General features: G+C 69.9%; 18 protein-coding genes and 1 riboswitch. Of the genes, 14 read left to right on the forward strand and 4 right to left on the reverse strand.

Annotation, left to right across the window (positions count from 1 at the left end):
* Positions 1-58: 58 nt before the first annotated feature.
* The 12 genes from ESP51_RS05715 (at position 59) to ESP51_RS05770 (ending at position 10,966) form a co-directional block, all read left to right on the forward strand.
* Complete coding sequence (locus ESP51_RS05715) at positions 59-901, forward strand: exodeoxyribonuclease III (protein WP_129519934.1); 843 nt, start codon at positions 59-61, stop codon at positions 899-901.
* A gap of 33 nt (positions 902-934) precedes the next feature.
* A complete protein-coding gene (gene trpS, locus ESP51_RS05720) occupies positions 935-1,945 on the forward strand; it encodes a tryptophan--tRNA ligase (RefSeq protein WP_129519935.1) in 1,011 nt (336 codons plus the stop codon).
* A 2-nt stretch (positions 1,946-1,947) separates the two neighbouring features.
* On the forward strand, positions 1,948-2,526 hold the full coding sequence (locus ESP51_RS05725) for a GNAT family N-acetyltransferase (protein ID WP_164990428.1): 579 nt from the start codon (positions 1,948-1,950) through the stop codon (positions 2,524-2,526).
* A complete protein-coding gene (locus tag ESP51_RS05730) occupies positions 2,523-3,272 on the forward strand; it encodes an HAD family hydrolase (protein ID WP_241842998.1) in 750 nt (249 codons plus the stop codon). Before ESP51_RS05725 ends, ESP51_RS05730 begins: the two co-directional genes overlap by 4 nt.
* A gap of 108 nt (positions 3,273-3,380) precedes the next feature.
* The gene (locus tag ESP51_RS05735) at positions 3,381-4,586 is read left to right on the forward strand and encodes a hypothetical protein (RefSeq protein ID WP_129519937.1); all 1,206 of its coding nucleotides are present in this window, start codon (positions 3,381-3,383) and stop codon (positions 4,584-4,586) included.
* A gap of 80 nt (positions 4,587-4,666) precedes the next feature.
* Positions 4,667-4,812: riboswitch (FMN riboswitch) on the forward strand.
* An 86-nt stretch (positions 4,813-4,898) separates the two neighbouring features.
* Positions 4,899-5,936, forward strand: a complete 1,038-nt coding sequence (gene ribD, locus ESP51_RS05740) for a bifunctional diaminohydroxyphosphoribosylaminopyrimidine deaminase/5-amino-6-(5-phosphoribosylamino)uracil reductase RibD (RefSeq protein WP_241842999.1) — start codon at positions 4,899-4,901, stop codon at positions 5,934-5,936.
* A 1-nt stretch (position 5,937) separates the two neighbouring features.
* On the forward strand, positions 5,938-6,633 hold the full coding sequence (locus ESP51_RS05745; RefSeq protein WP_129519938.1) for a riboflavin synthase: 696 nt from the start codon (positions 5,938-5,940) through the stop codon (positions 6,631-6,633).
* Positions 6,630-7,931: a GTP cyclohydrolase II gene (gene ribA, locus ESP51_RS05750; RefSeq protein WP_129519939.1), complete on the forward strand. Its 1,302-nt coding sequence runs from the start codon at positions 6,630-6,632 to the stop codon at positions 7,929-7,931. The genes ESP51_RS05745 and ribA overlap by 4 nt, the downstream gene beginning before the upstream one ends.
* Positions 7,928-8,407, forward strand: a complete 480-nt coding sequence (ribH, locus tag ESP51_RS05755) for a 6,7-dimethyl-8-ribityllumazine synthase (protein ID WP_129519940.1) — start codon at positions 7,928-7,930, stop codon at positions 8,405-8,407. The genes ribA and ribH overlap by 4 nt, the downstream gene beginning before the upstream one ends.
* 9 nt (positions 8,408-8,416) lie before the next feature.
* Positions 8,417-8,773, forward strand: coding sequence for a hypothetical protein (locus ESP51_RS05760; RefSeq protein ID WP_129519941.1), 357 nt, complete (start codon positions 8,417-8,419; stop codon positions 8,771-8,773).
* Between the two features lie 198 nt (positions 8,774-8,971).
* Positions 8,972-10,363, forward strand: coding sequence for an MFS transporter (locus tag ESP51_RS05765; protein WP_129519942.1), 1,392 nt, complete (start codon positions 8,972-8,974; stop codon positions 10,361-10,363).
* 249 nt (positions 10,364-10,612) lie between these two features.
* Positions 10,613-10,966 (forward strand): four-helix bundle copper-binding protein, encoded by a 354-nt coding sequence (locus ESP51_RS05770; RefSeq protein ID WP_206737221.1) that lies wholly within the window; start codon positions 10,613-10,615, stop codon positions 10,964-10,966.
* An 8-nt stretch (positions 10,967-10,974) separates the two neighbouring features.
* On the opposite strand, the gene ESP51_RS05775 is transcribed toward ESP51_RS05770, so the two are convergent.
* From ESP51_RS05775 to ESP51_RS05790, 4 genes are all read right to left on the reverse strand, one after another.
* Entirely contained in the window at positions 10,975-11,328 is a 354-nt protein-coding gene (locus ESP51_RS05775; protein ID WP_129519943.1) for a hypothetical protein, read from the reverse strand.
* 131 nt (positions 11,329-11,459) lie between these two features.
* Complete coding sequence (locus ESP51_RS05780) at positions 11,460-12,296, reverse strand: ABC transporter permease (protein WP_129519944.1); 837 nt, start codon at positions 12,294-12,296, stop codon at positions 11,460-11,462.
* Positions 12,293-13,186 carry an ABC transporter permease gene (locus tag ESP51_RS05785; protein WP_129519945.1) on the reverse strand — a complete coding sequence of 298 codons (894 nt, stop codon included), beginning with the start codon at positions 13,184-13,186 and terminating at the stop codon, positions 12,293-12,295. Before ESP51_RS05785 ends, ESP51_RS05780 begins: the two co-directional genes overlap by 4 nt.
* A complete protein-coding gene (locus ESP51_RS05790; RefSeq protein ID WP_129519946.1) occupies positions 13,183-14,109 on the reverse strand; it encodes an ABC transporter ATP-binding protein in 927 nt (308 codons plus the stop codon). The genes ESP51_RS05785 and ESP51_RS05790 overlap by 4 nt, the downstream gene beginning before the upstream one ends.
* 99 nt (positions 14,110-14,208) lie before the next feature.
* Here ESP51_RS05790 and ESP51_RS05795 point away from each other — a divergent pair, with 99 nt between their 5' ends.
* Both ESP51_RS05795 and ESP51_RS05800 read left to right on the forward strand, forming a co-directional pair.
* Complete coding sequence (locus ESP51_RS05795; protein WP_129519947.1) at positions 14,209-15,126, forward strand: pseudouridine-5'-phosphate glycosidase; 918 nt, start codon at positions 14,209-14,211, stop codon at positions 15,124-15,126.
* On the forward strand, positions 15,110-16,015 hold the full coding sequence (locus tag ESP51_RS05800; RefSeq protein WP_241843000.1) for a PfkB family carbohydrate kinase: 906 nt from the start codon (positions 15,110-15,112) through the stop codon (positions 16,013-16,015). The genes ESP51_RS05795 and ESP51_RS05800 overlap by 17 nt, the downstream gene beginning before the upstream one ends.
* The last annotated feature ends 24 nt before the right edge of the window (positions 16,016-16,039 follow it).

Consider the following 16,039-nt stretch of genomic DNA (forward strand, 5'->3'; position numbering starts at 1 on the left):
CGTCCGCACGCCGGTGAGCGGCGATTCGACGTCGGAGGGCTCCCGTAGGATTTGAGGCATGCCCTCCGCCAAGCCGCTCCGGATCGCCAGTGTCAACGTCAACGGGGTGCGTGCTGCGTTTCGCAAGGGCATGGGCGAGTGGCTCGCCGGCCGCGACGTCGACATCCTCGCGATGCAAGAGGTGCGCGCGTCGAGCGAAGACCTCCAGGGCCTGCTCGGCGACGAGTGGGACCTGCTGCACGACCCCGCCACCGCCAAGGGGCGCGCGGGCGTCGCCATCGCGAGCCGCAACCGGGCGAGCATCCACCGGGTCGAGCTCGGTGCCGCCGACTTCGACAGTGCCGGCCGCTGGCTCGAGGCCGACTACGAGGTCGGCGACCGCGTGGTCACCGTCGTGAGCGCCTACGTGCACTCGGGCGTGGCAGACGATAGCCCCAAGATGGTCGAGAAGTACCGCTTCCTCGACGCGATGGAGTCGCGGCTGCCCGAGCTCGCCGCGCACTCCGAGCTCGCGCTCGTCGTCGGCGACCTGAACGTAGGCCACCGCACGCTCGACATCAAGAACTGGAAGGGCAACGTGAAGCGTGCCGGCTTCCTGCCCGAGGAACGCGCCTACTTCGATCGCTTCGTGGGCGCCGAAGGCGACGAGCTCTACAACGCGGGCGCCGGATTAAGCTGGATCGACGTCGGCCGCCGCGTGGCCGGCGAGGTCCCCGGCCCGTACACGTGGTGGTCGCAGCGGGGCAAGGCCTTCGACACCGACACCGGATGGCGCATCGACTACCACCTCGCCACCAAGGCGCTCGCCGACACGGTCGTCAGCTACCAGATCGATCGCGCCGCAGCGTGGGACGCGCGATGGTCCGACCACGCACCCGTGGTCGTCGACTACGCCATCTGACGTCTCCCGACTGAACAGCAAGGACCGCAGCACATGAACCCCTCCCGTCCGGTCATCTTCTCCGGCATGCAGCCGTCGAGCGACTCGCTCCATCTCGGCAACTACCTGGGGGCGCTCGTCAACTGGGTCGCCCTGCAAGATGCGTACGACCCCATCTACTGCGTCGTCGACCTGCACGCCATCACGGTGCAGCAAGACCCCGAGGCCCTGCGGCAGAACGTGCGGCGCACCGCCGCTCAATACCTCGCCGCCGGCATCGACCTCGACCGGTCGACGCTTTTCGTGCAATCGCACGTGCCCGCGCACGCCGAGCTCGCGTGGGTGCTCGGCAGCATGACGGGCTTCGGCGAGGCGAGCCGCATGACGCAGTTCAAAGACAAGTCCGCCAAGCAGGGCTCGGATGCCACGACGGTCGGCCTCTTCACCTACCCGGTGCTCATGGCCGCCGACATCCTGCTCTACGGCACTCATCTCGTGCCCGTCGGCGACGACCAGCGCCAGCATCTCGAGCTCACCCGCGACCTCGCGAACCGCTTCAATGCGCGGTACGGCGAGACCATGGTCGTGCCCGAGGCGCTCATCGGCAAGGAGTCGGCGCGCATCTACGACCTCCAGGAGCCGACCGCGAAGATGTCGAAGTCGGCCGGCTCAGAGGCGGGCCTCGTCAAGCTGCTCGACGAGCCTTCCATCACGGCGAAGAAGTTCCGCAGCGCCGTGACCGACACCGAGCGCGAGATCCGGTTCGATCCGGCGTCGAAGCCCGGCATCTCGAACCTGCTCGGCATCTACGCGGCGGTCACGGGCAAGTCGATCGACGCCCTCGAGCGCGAGTACGCCGGCCGCGGCTACGGCGACCTCAAGAAGGAGCTCGCCGAGCTCGTGGTCGACACGATCGCGCCGATCCGTGCGCGCACGCTCGAGCTCATGCAAGACCCCGCCGAGCTCGACCGGCTGCTCGCGATCGGCGCCGAGAAGGCGAGTGATCGGGCCGAGCGGATGCTGCGCGACGTGTACGACCGCGTCGGCTTCGTTCGTCGGGGCTGACGTTGCATCCCGTCACGCTCACGACGCCGCGACTCGTGCTCGACCTGCCGACGATCGCCGACGCCGACGCCGTGACCCGCTATTGCCAAGACCCGCTGTTCGAGCGGTACCTCACGACGCCCTGGCCGTACACCCGGGCCGACGCCGAGTCGTTCCTCGGGGCATTCGTGCCGCAGGCCTGGGCGAGCAGCGACGAGGCCACTTGGGCGGTCCGGCTCACCGATGGCGGCGCCTTGGCCGGCATGATCTCGGTGCGCGCCGAGACCACCGAGATCGGGTTCTGGCTGGGCTCCGATCACCGGGGTGCGGGTCTCATGAGCGAGGCGGCCATCGCCGTCGTCGAGTGGACGCTCGCCGGCGGCCTGCCCGGTGCCGACACCATGCTGTGGCGCGCAGTGCAGGGCAACGTCGGTTCGGCCAAGGTCGCGCGAGCTGCGGGGTTCAGGCGCATCGAGCCGGCGCGCGCGACGGTTCCCACCCGCGACGGGTCGACGCTGCCGGCGTGGCACGCCGTGCGCGGGGCATCCGTCTCCCCCGACGCCGCCACGAGCTGGGCGAGCATCCTGGGGGCTCTCCCGTGACGTCGCGCGCCGCGTCGCCCGTCGTGCTGTTCGATCTCGACGACACGCTCATGGCACACCGCGAAGCGGTGGCGGCGGGCATCGTGCTCCAGATGCAGGAGCACGCATACGACGGCGATCGTGTCGCTGCGCAAAGACTGTGGCACGAGCTCGAAGAGCACCACTACCATGCCTATCTCGCCGGCGAGGTGAGTTTCGTGGGGCAGCGCATCGCACGGGTGACGGCTTTCGCGCTCGCACACGGCGAGGAGCTCGACGAACCCGCCGCCGGCGCGTGGTTCGAGCACTACTTCGAGCGGTACCGCGAATCGTGGGCCCTCCACGACGACGCGCTCGAGGCGCTCGACGCGGTCGCGACGGCGCTCCCCGGCGTGCGCTTCGGCGTCATCACGAACGGCGAGCTCGACCAGCAGTCGATGAAGCTCGAGCGACTCGGACTCCTCCCCCGCATGGCCCATGTGATCGCCTCGGGCGAGGTCGGCGTCGTCAAACCGGGCGCCGAGATCTTCAGGGCGGCGCGAGATCGCTTCGCGTCCGACGCGCCGGTCTCGGCGTGCGCCTACGTCGGCGATCGCTTGCGCACCGACGCCATCGGCGCTGCCGCGGCGGGACTGCTCGGCGTCTGGCTCAACCGGCGGGGCGAGTCGCTCGGCGCCGACGACGCCGCGGATGCCGCGGCATCCGGCGTCGTCGAGATCCGCTCCCTGCGCGAGCTCGCCGGTGCGCTCACCGACCGCTTCGCCTGACCTGCGTCGAATGTGCGCCCTCGAAATGGGAGTCGTCATTCCCTCGATCGGCCAGCTAGCGTGACTCTGTCAGCGCGCGCCAGTCGCGCCCCAGTGAACAGGACGTCGATGACCGCACCGTACGATGCACCGCTCGACGACGCACCACCGCGCGACGACGCTCCCGCGCAGCGCACCGAGGGGCCCTGGGTTCGGGGCACGATCATCGCCGCCGCCACTGCGGCCGCGCTGTTCGGTGCCTACATCGCGCACGACACGGCCGCGACCGCGCTCTACGAGAGCGCGTACGACCGGTTCGCCGTCGCCGACGAGCTCGCGACGACCTCGGCCGAAGACCTCGAGCGCCTCCTCGATCGGGCCGAGCACGCGGTCGCGCAATCCGACGCGCTCGAGGCCGCACTCGTCGATGGCTACGTGCATCCCGTGGACGTCACGACGCTCGTCGAGGCATCCGATGGGCTGGCAGCTGTTCTTGCCGACGCCGACGACGCTCCGCTCTCACACCTGCTGGCATTCCCGGCCCCCGACGCGCTGGAGTCTCCTGCGTGGATCCGCTACGCCGACGCAGTGCGAATGCTCGAGCAGGCCCAGCTGCGCACCGCCGAGACCGTGACGATCGAGGCTGCGCTCGACGAGATCGCCGATGCGCGCGAGCCGGTCGTCGGTGCTGTCGAGGCGGTGTTCGAGGGCGCGGGCGAACTCGCCGGGCAGGCGCTCGCCGCCCACCCCTCGGCGACGTACGAGAAGCGCATCGGCGTGCAGCACGCGATCGACCAGAAGGGGCCCGGTTGGACGCACCCGCGCGATTCCGCCGCGGCATTCACGGGCCTCGTGCTCGCCGTCGACGAGCTGCGCGCCTCGCACGCCGCCGAGGAGGCGCGGAAGCTCGAGCCCTCGTATCCGGTGCGCGCCGAGATCGAGGCGTTCGCCCGTTCGATCTCGCATGGGGTGAACCTCGACTTCGTGTGGGCGTACGAGGTCTCGGGCCTCACGAGCGACGAATGGTACTCGGGCACCGCCGAGTTCTGGGCGGAAGACGGAGGCTGGGGCCGCATCACGCTCACCCACAGCGTCTCTGATCGCTGGAGCGAAGACCCGGATGCGAAGGCGATCGTCGTGCACGAGGTCGGGCACACCCAGGCGATCCGGCCCGAATGCGAGCCGTTGTTCACCGGGCCCGAGTTCGCGGGCGACCACGAGATGTGGGCCACCGCGTGGGCGATCTCCATGGGCCACGATGTGCCGGGATCCGGCATCGCCGCGTACGGCCGCCCGAGCGACGCGCAGATCGCGACCGCGGGCCAGTGCCGCTGACCGGGCCAGTTCCCGCTGCAGTGCCCCTGAACAACGGGAATAGCTCGCGATCGTGCGCGTTGACCTAGAATCGACACGACAAACGTGCTCCGGGGTCGGTGTAATTCCGAACCGGCGGTGATAGTCCGCGAGCTGCGAGCGTGAGGCCGAGAGGCCGAACGCGAGTGGTTGAACCGGTGGAACTCCGGTACCGACGGTGAAAGTCCGGATGGGAGGCGGCACGTGTCGGCTGCGCAGTGCGCAGTCGACCCATGGTGATCGACACCGTGGCGACGCCGAGCATTCCCCGGAGCCCTGACGACAGGACGAGGAATGACGAGCAAGCAATCTGCAGCGGATGCCGCGCAGATGCGTCGCGCACTCGAACTCGCCGAGCGCGGTCCTGCCCGCGGCATCAACCCGCGCGTCGGATGCGTCATCGTCGCCCCCGACGGCGCCGTGATCGCGGAGGGCTGGCACCGCGGTGCCGGAACCGCACACGCCGAGGTCGACGCCCTGTCACGGCTCGAGCCGGGCGCGGCACGCGGCGCGACGGCGATCGTCACCCTCGAGCCGTGCAACCACATCGGCCGTACCGGGCCGTGCGCCATCGCGCTGATCGACGCGGGCATCGCGCGAGTCGTCTACGCGGTCGCCGACCCCGGCGACCACTCCGCGGGCGGCGCCGAGCGTCTCCGCGAGGCGGGCATCGTCGTCGAGGGCGGCATGCTCGCCGACGAGGTCGAGGCGTTCCTCGGCGACTGGCTGTTCGCGGCGCGACACCGGCGTCCCCACGTGACCGTGAAATGGGCCTCGAGCCTCGACGGCCGCATCGCGGCGGCCGACGGATCGAGCCAATGGATCACCGGCCACGCCGCCCGCTCCGACGTGCACCGCCGCCGCACCGCCGCCGACGCGATCGCCGTCGGCACCGGCACCGTGCTCGCCGACGACCCGTCGCTCACGGCGCGCGACGACACGGGCGCGCTCCTGCCCGAGCAACCGGTTCCGGTCGTGTTCGGCTCGCGCGCGATTCCCCCGCACGCCGCACTGCTCCGCCACCCGCACGAGCCCGTGCTGCTCACCGGCGCCGACCTCGTCGCCGATCTCGCGGAACTGCAACGCCGCGGCATCCGCTCGCTCTTCATCGAAGGCGGCCCCACGCTCGCCAGCGCGTTCGTGGCCGCCGGCCTCGCCGACGAGCTCCTCGTCTACCTCGCTCCCGTGCTGCTCGGCGGCCCGATGCTCGCCCTCGGCGAGCTCGGCGTCGCGTCGATCGACGCGGCCCATCGCTACCAGCTCGCCGACGTGGAGCGGCTCGGCGGCGACGTGTTGCTCGTCGCCCACCCCAGACCGACCGAAGGGAACTGACATGTTCACCGGAATCATCGAGGAGCGCGGCATGATCACGCGCATCGAGCGCACCTCGGATGCCGCTCGCCTCACCGTGCGCGGCCCGATCGCCGTCGAGGGCGCGAAGCACGGCGACTCGATCGCCGTCTCGGGCGTCTGCCTCACGGTCGTCGACTTCGACGCCGAGCAGTTCACCGCCGACGTGATGGCGCAGACCCTCGTCATGTCGACGCTCCACGGCGCGCGCGAAGGCCTCACGGTGAACCTCGAGCGCGCGGCTCGCGTCGGCGACCGCATCGGCGGCCACATCGTGCAGGGGCACATCGACGGCACAGCCCGGGTGCTCGAGATCCGTCCTGGCGAGGCATGGCGCGTCATCCGGTTCAGCCTCGACCCGGCGCACGCTCCGCTCGTCGTCGACAAGGGCTCGATCGCCGTCGACGGCGTCTCGCTCACGGTGAGCGCCGTCGGAGACGAGCCCGACGGTTCCTGGTTCGAGGTGTCGCTCATCCCCGAGACACTCCAGGCGACCACCCTCGGCGAGCGCGAGGTCGGCGATGCCGTGAACATCGAGACCGACATCCTGGCGAGGCAGGTCGAGCGGATGCTGCGCTTCGATGCGGCCCGTGCGCTGCCGTCGTCGCTCAGCGCGCCCGCCGCGGCATCCGTTCCCATTTCCGCAACCGAGCACGCGACGACCGGAGGTCACGCATGAGTCTCGCCTCGATCCCTGAAGTGCTCGACGCGCTTCGCGCCGGCAAGCCCGTCATCGTCGCCGATGACGAGGCCCGTGAGAACGAGGGCGACGCGATCATGGCCGCCGAGTTCGCGACGCAGGAGTGGATCGCGTGGATGGTGCGCAACACGAGCGGATTCCTCTGCGCGCCCATGCCGAACACGATCGCCGACCGCCTCGAGCTGCCGCCGATGACCGACCGCAATGAAGACGTGCGCGGCACGGCATACACGATCTCGGTCGACGCGGCGGATCGCAACTCCACGGGCATCAGCGCCGCCGAGCGGGCGCACACGCTGCGCGTGCTCGCCGACCCCGCGTCGACGCCCGAACGGCTCATCCGGCCCGGCCACGTGCTCCCGCTGCGCGCCGTCGACGGCGGCGTTCGCGAGCGGGCCGGTCACACCGAGGCCGCCGTCGACCTCCTGCGGCTCGCCGGGCTCTCCCCCGTCGCCGTGATCGCGGAGGTCGTGGAAGACGACGGCGAGATGATGAGGCTTCCGGGGCTCATCGAGCTCGGCGAGCGTGAGGGCCTGCCCGTCACGACGGTCGCCGCGCTCATCGACTGGCTGCGCGAGTGGCACGCGGGCCACGACCTCGACCTCGACGGCTCGGTGCCGTCGGCGGTCGCCGAATCCTCGCGAGTCGCCTTCGAGGTCGAGACGACGCTCCCGACCGACCACGGCGTCTTCCGGGTGCGCGCGTACCGCGATCGCAGCACGGGCGCCGACCACGTCGCCATCATCGCCGGTGAACCGCACGCGCACGGCACGATCGCGCGCGTGCACTCCGAGTGCCTGACCGGCGAGGCGTTCGGCTCATTGAAGTGCGAGTGCGGACCGCAGCTCGACGCCGCGCTCGAGCGGATCCAGGAGGACGGCGGCGTCGTCGTCTACCTTCGGGGCCATGAGGGTCGCGGCATCGGCCTCATCAACAAGCTGCGCGCCTACCGCCTCCAGGAGGACGGCCTCGACACGCTCGACGCGAACCTTGCGCTCGGGCTGCCGATCGACTCCCGCGACTACGGCGCAGCCACGGCCATTCTCGAAGACCTCGGCATCCGCTCGGTGCGCCTGCTCACGAACAACCCTGAGAAGGTGCGCCAGCTCGAGGCGCACGGCATCGCCGTCAGCGAGCAACTCCCCCTCGTCGTCGGCGTGGGCGCCGGCAACACGGGGTACCTCGAGACGAAGCGCGATCGCATGGGCCACCACATCGACGACACGCAGCTGGCGGATGCCGCGGCGGAGACCCTCCTGGAAGGACACGCATCATGAGCGGAGCAGGATCGCCCGAGCTCGACGTCGACGGCACAGGCCTCCGGGTCGTCATCGTCGCCGGACTCTGGCACGACGAGATCACGAACGGCCTGATCGCCGGGGCGACGCGCACGCTCGAGGCATCCGGAGCCGAGTTCTTGCTCGTGCGGGTGCCCGGCAGCTTCGAGCTGCCCGTCGTGGCCAAGGCGTCTCTCGACGCCGGCGCCGACGCGGTCGTCGCCCTCGGGGTGATCATCCGCGGCGGCACGCCGCACTTCGAGTACGTCTCCGCGGCGGCGACCGACGGACTCACGCGCGTCGCCCTCGACACGGGCAAGCCCGTGGGCTTCGGCGTGCTGACCCTCGACGACGAGCAGCAGGGCCTCGACCGCGCCGGACTTCCCGGTTCGAAGGAGGACAAGGGGCGGGAGGCCGCCGAGGCGGCACTCGCCACGGCGCGCGTGCTGCGACGCGTCTGGGGCCGAAACGCCTAGGCTCTGGGCATGGAAATCCTCCGCACCATCCTGCTCATCCTCCACTTCGTAGGGCTCGCCTCGCTGCTCGGCGGCTTCCTCGTGCAGGTGAAGGCGATCGGCGCGGGCAGGGGAACGGTCGTGCCGGCGATGGTGCACGGTGCCCTCACCCAACTCGTGACGGGCCTGCTGCTCGTCGCGACGATCCAGATGGGCGACCTCGACGAGCTGAACAACGCGAAGATCGCGGTGAAGCTCGTCATCGCGGCCGTCATCACGGTGCTCGTGTTCGTGTACCGCAAGAAGGCGCCGGCGCCCTCGTGGGCGCTGTGGTCGATCGGGGCGCTCACCGTCGCGAACATCGCCGTCGCGGTCGCCTGGCGCTGAGCCGGTCGACGCTGAGCCGATCGGCGCCGTTCGTCGCATTTTCACCACCGCTCGTCTCGCGGGAGTCGACCCTCGAATGGGGTACGCCGTAGGGTGTTTCGGTTGCCACAAGCGACGATTCCTTCCCTTCGCGGTGATTCCCGTCTGATCGACGCGTCCCGCGGGGGCCTCCTTCCCACCTTCGGAGTCCTCGCAGCGATGTCCTCAACCACTTCCGCGTCCACGTCGGCCGCGCCATCCGCCCCCGCCAATCCGCGCAACCGAGTGGTGCTCGCGAGCCTCATCGGCACGACGATCGAGTTCTACGACTTCTACGTCTACGCCACGGCCGCGGTGCTCGTCTTCCCGCACCTCTTCTTCCCCGCAGGCGACCCCACGACTGCGCTGTTGCAGTCCTTCGCCATCTTCGGCGCGGCGATGGTCGCCCGCCCGGTCGGCGCCGTCATCTTCGGCCACCTCGGCGACAAGCACGGTCGCAAGGCGACCCTCGTCGGGGCGCTCCTCACGATGGGCGTCGCGACCTTCCTCATCGGACTCCTCCCGACGTACCTCATGGTCGGATGGTTCGCCCCGCTGCTGCTCGTGATCCTGCGCATCGCCCAGGGCTTCGCGCTCGGCGGCGAGTGGTCGGGGGCTGCGCTCGTCGCGACCGAGAACGCGCCAGAGGGCAAGCGCGCCTGGTACGGCACCTTCCCGCAGCTCGGCGCGCCGATCGGGTTCATCATCGCGAACGGCCTGTTCCTCATCATCGCGGCCCTGCTCCCGTCGGATGACCCGAACTCTTCGCTGCCCTCGGCCGCGTTCCTCGACTGGGGATGGCGCATCCCGTTCCTGTTCTCGGTCGTCATGGTCATCGTCGGTCTCTGGGTACGACTGCGCCTCGTCGAGTCGACGGCGTTCTCCAAGGCCTCGAAGGAGGGCAAGCTCACGAAGCTGCCCCTCGCGAGCGTCTTCAAGAACCACTGGAAGCAGCTCATCCTCGGCACGTTCTTCATGTTGGCCACGTACGTGCTCTTCTACCTCATGACGACCTTCTCGCTCGGGTACGGCACGAAGCCCACCGATGTTCCGGTTCCCGGACTCGGGTACTCGTACACGACGTTCGTGCTCATGCTCATCGGCGGAGTCGTCTTCTTCGGCATCTTCACCCTGCTCTCCGGACCGTGGGCCGACCGCTGGGGCCGGCGCAAGACGCTCATCTGGGTCACGCTCGGCATCATCGTGTTCGGCCTGCTCTGGGTGCCGTTCCTCAGCGCAGGATTCCCGGGGGTCATGGCCTGGCTCATCGTCGGGTTCGCGCTCATGGGCATGACGTTCGGGCCGATGGGTGCGCTCCTGCCCGAGCTCTTCCCCACCAACGTGCGCTACACCGGTTCGGGCATCTCCTACAACGTGTCGTCGATCCTCGGCGCGGCCGTCGCGCCCTTCATCGGCACCGCGCTCTGGGCCGCTGGCGGCGGCAGCCCGTTCTGGGTCGGCATCTACCTGTCGGTCATGGCCGTGCTCACGCTCATCGCGCTCATCGTCTCGAAGGAGACGAAGGACGTCGACTACGAGTCCGCGGGCCTCGAGTCGTCGGCGGTGTTGTAGCGCCATCGAAGGAAGGGCGGATGCTGCGGCATCCGCCCTTCGTCGTTCACGAGAACGTCACATGACCCTCTTCTGCCCTCGGGAAGCCCGGCGTAGCATGGCCTGCGAACAGGGCTGCCGAGTCATCCGCCGGCATCGTCGACGCTCGGCCGCCCGGGACGGCTGGCCGCTGTGATGAACATGACGATGGACATGATGAAGGGCGCCATGTCGTCGTCGGAGATGCCGATGAAAGGCATGGATCCGGCGATGATGCAGGAGTGTATGGAGGCCCTCTCCGCGTGCAGTCAAGCGTGCGTGATGTGCGCCGACGCCGACGCGAGCGAGGGCATGGGGCGCTGCGGATCGATGTGCGCCAACTGCGCCGACATGTGCGACACGATGATGAAGATGCTGCTCCGCGTGAACGGCTGGGACATGCAGGTGATGTCGTCGATGATGCAGTCGACGATCATGATGGCCCGCGCGTGCTCGGCCGAGTGCATGATGCACGCCGAGATGGCCGAGCACTGCCGCATGTGCGCGATGGCGTGCGATCAGGCCGTCATGGCCATGGAGAAGATGATGGGCTCGATGAGCGAGGCGATGCCGATGGGGTCGTGAGCCCCAGCTCAGGCGGGCGCGACGCTGAACTGCTGCTCGCCCACGACGAGCACCCCGTAGACGGCGTGCAGGGCGACGGGATCGCCCGCCGAGAGCACGTCGCCGAGCGACTCGTGGTGCCAGACGCGAGTGAGGTCGCCGCTCGTGAATTCGGCGAGCGTGACGAACCCGTCGGCGTCGTTCGTGAGCACGATCGCGTCGATCCACTTGCTCGCCGCGACCGCCGCGAGCCGGTGCTGCATGCGGTGCAGCCCGTGACCGGGCCGCTCGCTCGAGCACTCCGCCGCCGCCTCGCAACCGCGCATGCCCATGACCGCGCCCTGGTGGGGCTCGGCGGCGGCGTGCGGTTCGCGGTACGACATGAGTGCTCCTCGGTGTTCGATTCCGCCACGGTACGCCGACCGTCGACGGATGTCTCGTGGCGGCGTAATGCGCGGAAACACTCGCGGAACGGTCGAGGCCCCGTCACGCTGACGGGATGCCGCCGACGCGGCTAGTCGAGGAAGAGCGTGCGGAGCCGCCTCGTCGTGAAGACGATGCCGACGACCGCCATGACGACGTAGTAGAGCACGTGCCAGAGCATGCCCCAGCCGACGTCACCCGTCGTCAGCCCGCGCACGAGTTCGACGCCGTGCCAGAGCGGGAGCGCCTGGATCACGCCCTGCAACCACTCGGGATACACCGTGAGCGGATAGAACGTGGCCGAGAAGAGGAACATCGGCAGCAGGATGAAGTTGACCCAGTCCATCTGCTGGAACGTCTTCATGTAGCTCGTGACCGCCATGCCGAGGCTCGCGAAGCCGAGGGCGATGAGGAGCACTGCGGGCAGCGCGAGGATCGCCCACCACGAGAGGTTGAGGCCGAGCGCCTGCATCACGAGCTGGAATCCGACCGCGTAGAGCGCGCCGCGGAGGAGCGCGAGGAGGATCTCGCCGAGCGCCACGTCGAGCGGGCCGAGCGAGGTCGAGAGCATGCCCTCGTAGAGCTTCGTGAACTGCATCTTGAAGAAGACGTTCCACGTCGAGTCGTAGATCGCCCCGTTCATCGCGGCGACCGCGAGCAGCGCCGGTGCGATGAACGCGGGGTAGGCCACCTCCTGTCCGCTCGCGGTCGTGACGGTGCCGACGAGCGTGCCGAGCCCGATGCCCATGGCGAGCAGGTAGAAGATCGGCTCGAAGAAGCCGCTGACGACGACGAGCCAGTTGGTGCTGCGAGTGGCGCGCCAGCCGCGCAGCATCACGGCACGGGCATTGCCGGCGTAGAGGGAACGGATGGGCCGCGGCAGTGCCGCCGACGACTGTACGGGATCGCGTTCGGTCACTCCACTCATCGTCCGAGCCTCCGGATGGCGATGCGGCGGGCCCAGACCCAGCCGACGACGGTGAGGGCGAGGAGGTAGGCCACGTGCACAATCGTGAGCCAGATCGGCTCGCCGTAGCCGTAGGAGAACACCCGGGCGAGCTCGGTGCTGTGCCACAGCGGCGAGATCCAGCCGATCCACTGCAGCCAGACCGGGAAGATCGAGAGCGGGAAGAAGGTGCCGGAGAACAGGGTCATGGGCAGCACGATGAAGCGCATGACCATGGCAAGCTGCCCGGTGTCCTCTTCGAGCGTGGAGGTGTACGCCATCAGCACGGCGCCGAACGCCAGGCCGCCGAGGAGTCCGGCGAAGATCATGAGGAACGCCGCGGGCGAGGGTGCCGCCCCGAAGACGACGATGAGCAGGAAGAACAGCACGAGGTTCACGAGCATCCGGATCGACACGGAGATGACCACGCCGTCGACGATCTGGGTGGGGCGCAGCGGCGAGGCGCTCATGCCGGTGAACGTGGGGTTCCACTTGTAGCCGAGCATGATCGGGTACGTGAACTCCTCGCTCGAGACCGTGATCGCCGCACTCGCGAGCAGCGCGGGCGCCACGAACACGAGGTAGCTCACGCCGCCGACAGCCCGGTCGCCGACATTCGCGTCGACGATGGTCGCGAGCCCGACGCCGAGGGCGTACAGGTAGATGAGCGGATTGCCGATGCCTGCGACGACGACCGTGCCGGTATAGCTCTTCATCACGCGGAAGCGATGGAGGGCCACGTACCAGGCGCCCCATCGACGCGGCATGCGCGCTGCCGCGAGGGCTCGAGCGGTGCCGGCCGATGCGACATCCGTCGGCCCGGTCTCGAGTCGACCCTTCGGGCCTCGACCTGCGGGTGCGGTCGCGCTCATTCGATGAGGCTCCTGCCGGTGAGGCGGAGGAACACGTCTTCGAGGCTCGAGCGCCGCACGAGGCTCGTGATGGGGTGCAGCCCTGCATCGGTGATGCGCTCGAGCTCGGCCTCGCCGTTGTCGCTGTAGATGAGGATGCGGTCGGGAAGCACCTCGGTGCGCTCGCCGATGCCCGAGAGGCGCTCGGCTACCCCGACGTTGCGATCGGAGCCGAAGCGCACCTCGAGCACCTCGCGAGACGAGTACCGGCGGATGAGCTCGGCCGGCGTGCCCTCGGCCATGATGGCGCCCTTGTCGACGACCACGAGCCGGTCGCAGAGCTGCTCGGCCTCGTCCATGTAGTGGGTCGTGAGCAGGAGCGTGGTGCCTTGCTCCTTGAGACGGAACAAGCGGTCCCAGAGGATGTGCCGAGCCTGGGGATCGAGGCCCGTCGTCGGCTCGTCGAGGAGGAGCACGCTCGGGTCGTTGATGAGCGCGCGAGCGATGGTGAGCCGCCGCTTCATGCCGCCCGAGAGCGCGTCGACCTTCGCCTTGCCCTTCTCCTCGAGCTGGGCGAACGCGAGCAGCTCGTCGGCCCGCTTCGCGACGACCTTGGCGGGCAGGCCGAAGTAGCGCCCGTAGACGAGGAGGTTCTCGCGCACGCGGAGCTCGGTGTCGAGGTTGTCGGATTGCGGCACGACGCCGAGCTGCGAGCGGATCTCCGGGCCGAAGGCATCGGGATCGAGGCCGAGGATCGAGAGCTCGCCCGCCGTGCGAGTGGACACCGCGCCGACCATGCGCATCGTCGTGGACTTGCCCGCGCCGTTGGGGCCGAGGAGCCCGAACGACTCCCCCGGCGCCACCTCGAAGGAGATGCCGTCGACGGCGGCGAACTCGCCGTAGCGCTTGACGAGGTCGCGGGCGACGATGACTGGTGCTGGCACAGTCCTTCACGATAGCCCCGGCCGCCGACATCCGTCAGGGTCGCACGATTGACGCCCGACCACGCCGCCGACGTCGTCGGCGCCTCGTACGATGACGTGATGCAGACCCAATTCCCCGGCCTCCGCATCGGCGACGACGTGCAGCGCGCTCTCGACGCCGGCGCCCCCGTGCTCGCGCTCGAGTCCACGATCCTGAGCCACGGCCTGCCGAGTCCCCGCAATCTCGCGGTCGCGCTGGAGTCTGAGGCGCAGGTGCGCGCCGCGGGCGTGGTGCCCGCGACGATCGGCGTGGTCGACGGCGTCGCCGTCGTCGGCCTCGCCGAAGCCGAGATCGAGCGACTCTGCACCGCCGGCGACGTCATCAAGGTGAGCGTGCGCGACCTCCCGATCGCGCAGGTCCAGCGGCGCGATGGCGGAACGACGGTGGCCGCGACGGCCTTCCTCGCGCACGCGACGGGCATCCGCGTCATGTCGACGGGCGGCCTCGGCGGCGTGCACCGCGGGGCGAGCGAGACCTTCGACGAGTCGGCCGACCTCGGCACGCTCGCCCGCACGCCGATCACGCTCGTGAGCGCCGGTGTGAAGTCGATCCTCGACATCGGCGCCACCCTCGAGCGCCTCGAGACCCTGAACATCCCGGTCGTCGGGTACCGCACCAACCGCTACCCGGGCTTCTACATCGCCGACTCGGGCTTCCCGATCGACTACCGCATCGAGAGCCCGGCGGATGCCGCGGCGCTCGCCGCCGCCCGCGACGCCCTCGGGCTCGAGTCGGCCGTGCTCATCGCCAACCCGGTCGACGCGGCGAAGCAGCTCGACCCCGAGTTCCACGACCGGGTGCTCGCCGAAGCCCTCGACGCAGCGGATGCCGCCGGCATCACGGGCCACGACACGACCCCCTTCCTCCTCGAATTCGTGCAGCGAGCGACCGGCGGGCAGAGCCTCGAGGTGAACCTCGAGGTGTATCGCGGCAACGTCGCGCTCGGAGCGGAGATCGCGCGTGCCGTCGCCGGCTGAGCGGCCGGCCGGCGTGCTCGCCGTAGTCGGCGACCTCGTCGAAGACGTCGTCGTGTGGGCCGGCGAACCGGTGCGCACGGCGACCGACACCGCGGCACAGATCTTCCGCGCCCGCGGCGGCAGCGCGGCGAACGTCGCGGCCCTCGCCGCCGCGCACGTTCCCACGCGATTCATCGGCAGGGTCGGCGCGGATGCCGCGGCCGAGGCGCTCGTGGCCGACCTCACGTCGCGCGGAGTCGACGTGCGGGTGCAGCGGGAGGGTCGCACCGGCACGGTCGTGCTCCTCGTCGACGCAGACGGCGAGCGCACCATGTTCCCCGATCGCGGCGCGTCGGCGCTCCTCGACCACGTCGACGACCGTTGGCTCGACGGCGTCGCCTGGCTGCACGTGCCGGCCTACGGGCTCGAGCACGAGCCGATGCGCGGCGAGGTCGTGCGGCTCGCGGCGGCAGCGCGTGCTCGCGGCGCGGCCGTCTCGATCGATGCCTCGTCGACCGGGCTGCTCGCCGGGATCGGCGTCGACGTCGCGCTCGACCTCGTCCGCGCGGCCGCGCCCGACGTGCTCTTCGCGAACGAGTCCGAAGCCGAGTTGCTCGGGCTCGCGGGCGGCGGAGCGGTCGCGGCATCCGTCGCGCACACCGTCGTCGTGAAGCACGGCCCGTTGCCGACCGACGTGATCGAGGCGGGCCGGCTCGCGGCGCGCGTCGACGTGGCCCCGGTCGCGGGCATCCGCGACCTCACGGGTGCGGGCGATGCCTTCGCCGCCGGATTCCTCGCCGCAACACTGCAGGGCGCGGATGCCGCGGCGGCCTGCCTCGCGGGACATGCCGCCGCGGCATCCGTGCTCGCGAACCCGGGCGCGCACGCCGCCACCGGCTCGTCAACCTGAATTGACACATCGAGTCGTGTCAAT

The sequence above is a fragment of the Agromyces albus genome, assembly GCF_004134825.1.
Classification (GTDB): domain Bacteria; phylum Actinomycetota; class Actinomycetes; order Actinomycetales; family Microbacteriaceae; genus Agromyces; species Agromyces albus.

Coding starts and splice junctions, on each gene's coding strand:
- ribA (WP_129519939.1), top strand. CDS start 6,630: ATGAGTCTCGCCTCGATCCCTGAAGTGCTCGACGCGCTTCGCGCCGGC.
- trpS (WP_129519935.1), top strand. CDS start 935: ATGAACCCCTCCCGTCCGGTCATCTTCTCCGGCATGCAGCCGTCGAGC.
- ESP51_RS05735 (WP_129519937.1), top strand. CDS start 3,381: ATGACCGCACCGTACGATGCACCGCTCGACGACGCACCACCGCGCGAC.
- ESP51_RS05765 (WP_129519942.1), top strand. CDS start 8,972: ATGTCCTCAACCACTTCCGCGTCCACGTCGGCCGCGCCATCCGCCCCC.
- ESP51_RS05745 (WP_129519938.1), top strand. CDS start 5,938: ATGTTCACCGGAATCATCGAGGAGCGCGGCATGATCACGCGCATCGAG.
- ESP51_RS05770 (WP_206737221.1), top strand. CDS start 10,613: ATGATGCAGGAGTGTATGGAGGCCCTCTCCGCGTGCAGTCAAGCGTGC.
- ESP51_RS05780 (WP_129519944.1), bottom strand. CDS start 12,296: ATGAGTGGAGTGACCGAACGCGATCCCGTACAGTCGTCGGCGGCACTG.
- ESP51_RS05760 (WP_129519941.1), top strand. CDS start 8,417: ATGGAAATCCTCCGCACCATCCTGCTCATCCTCCACTTCGTAGGGCTC.
- ribD (WP_241842999.1), top strand. CDS start 4,899: ATGACGAGCAAGCAATCTGCAGCGGATGCCGCGCAGATGCGTCGCGCA.
- ESP51_RS05775 (WP_129519943.1), bottom strand. CDS start 11,328: ATGTCGTACCGCGAACCGCACGCCGCCGCCGAGCCCCACCAGGGCGCG.
- ESP51_RS05715 (WP_129519934.1), top strand. CDS start 59: ATGCCCTCCGCCAAGCCGCTCCGGATCGCCAGTGTCAACGTCAACGGG.
- ESP51_RS05795 (WP_129519947.1), top strand. CDS start 14,209: ATGCAGACCCAATTCCCCGGCCTCCGCATCGGCGACGACGTGCAGCGC.
- ribH (WP_129519940.1), top strand. CDS start 7,928: ATGAGCGGAGCAGGATCGCCCGAGCTCGACGTCGACGGCACAGGCCTC.
- ESP51_RS05785 (WP_129519945.1), bottom strand. CDS start 13,186: ATGAGCGCGACCGCACCCGCAGGTCGAGGCCCGAAGGGTCGACTCGAG.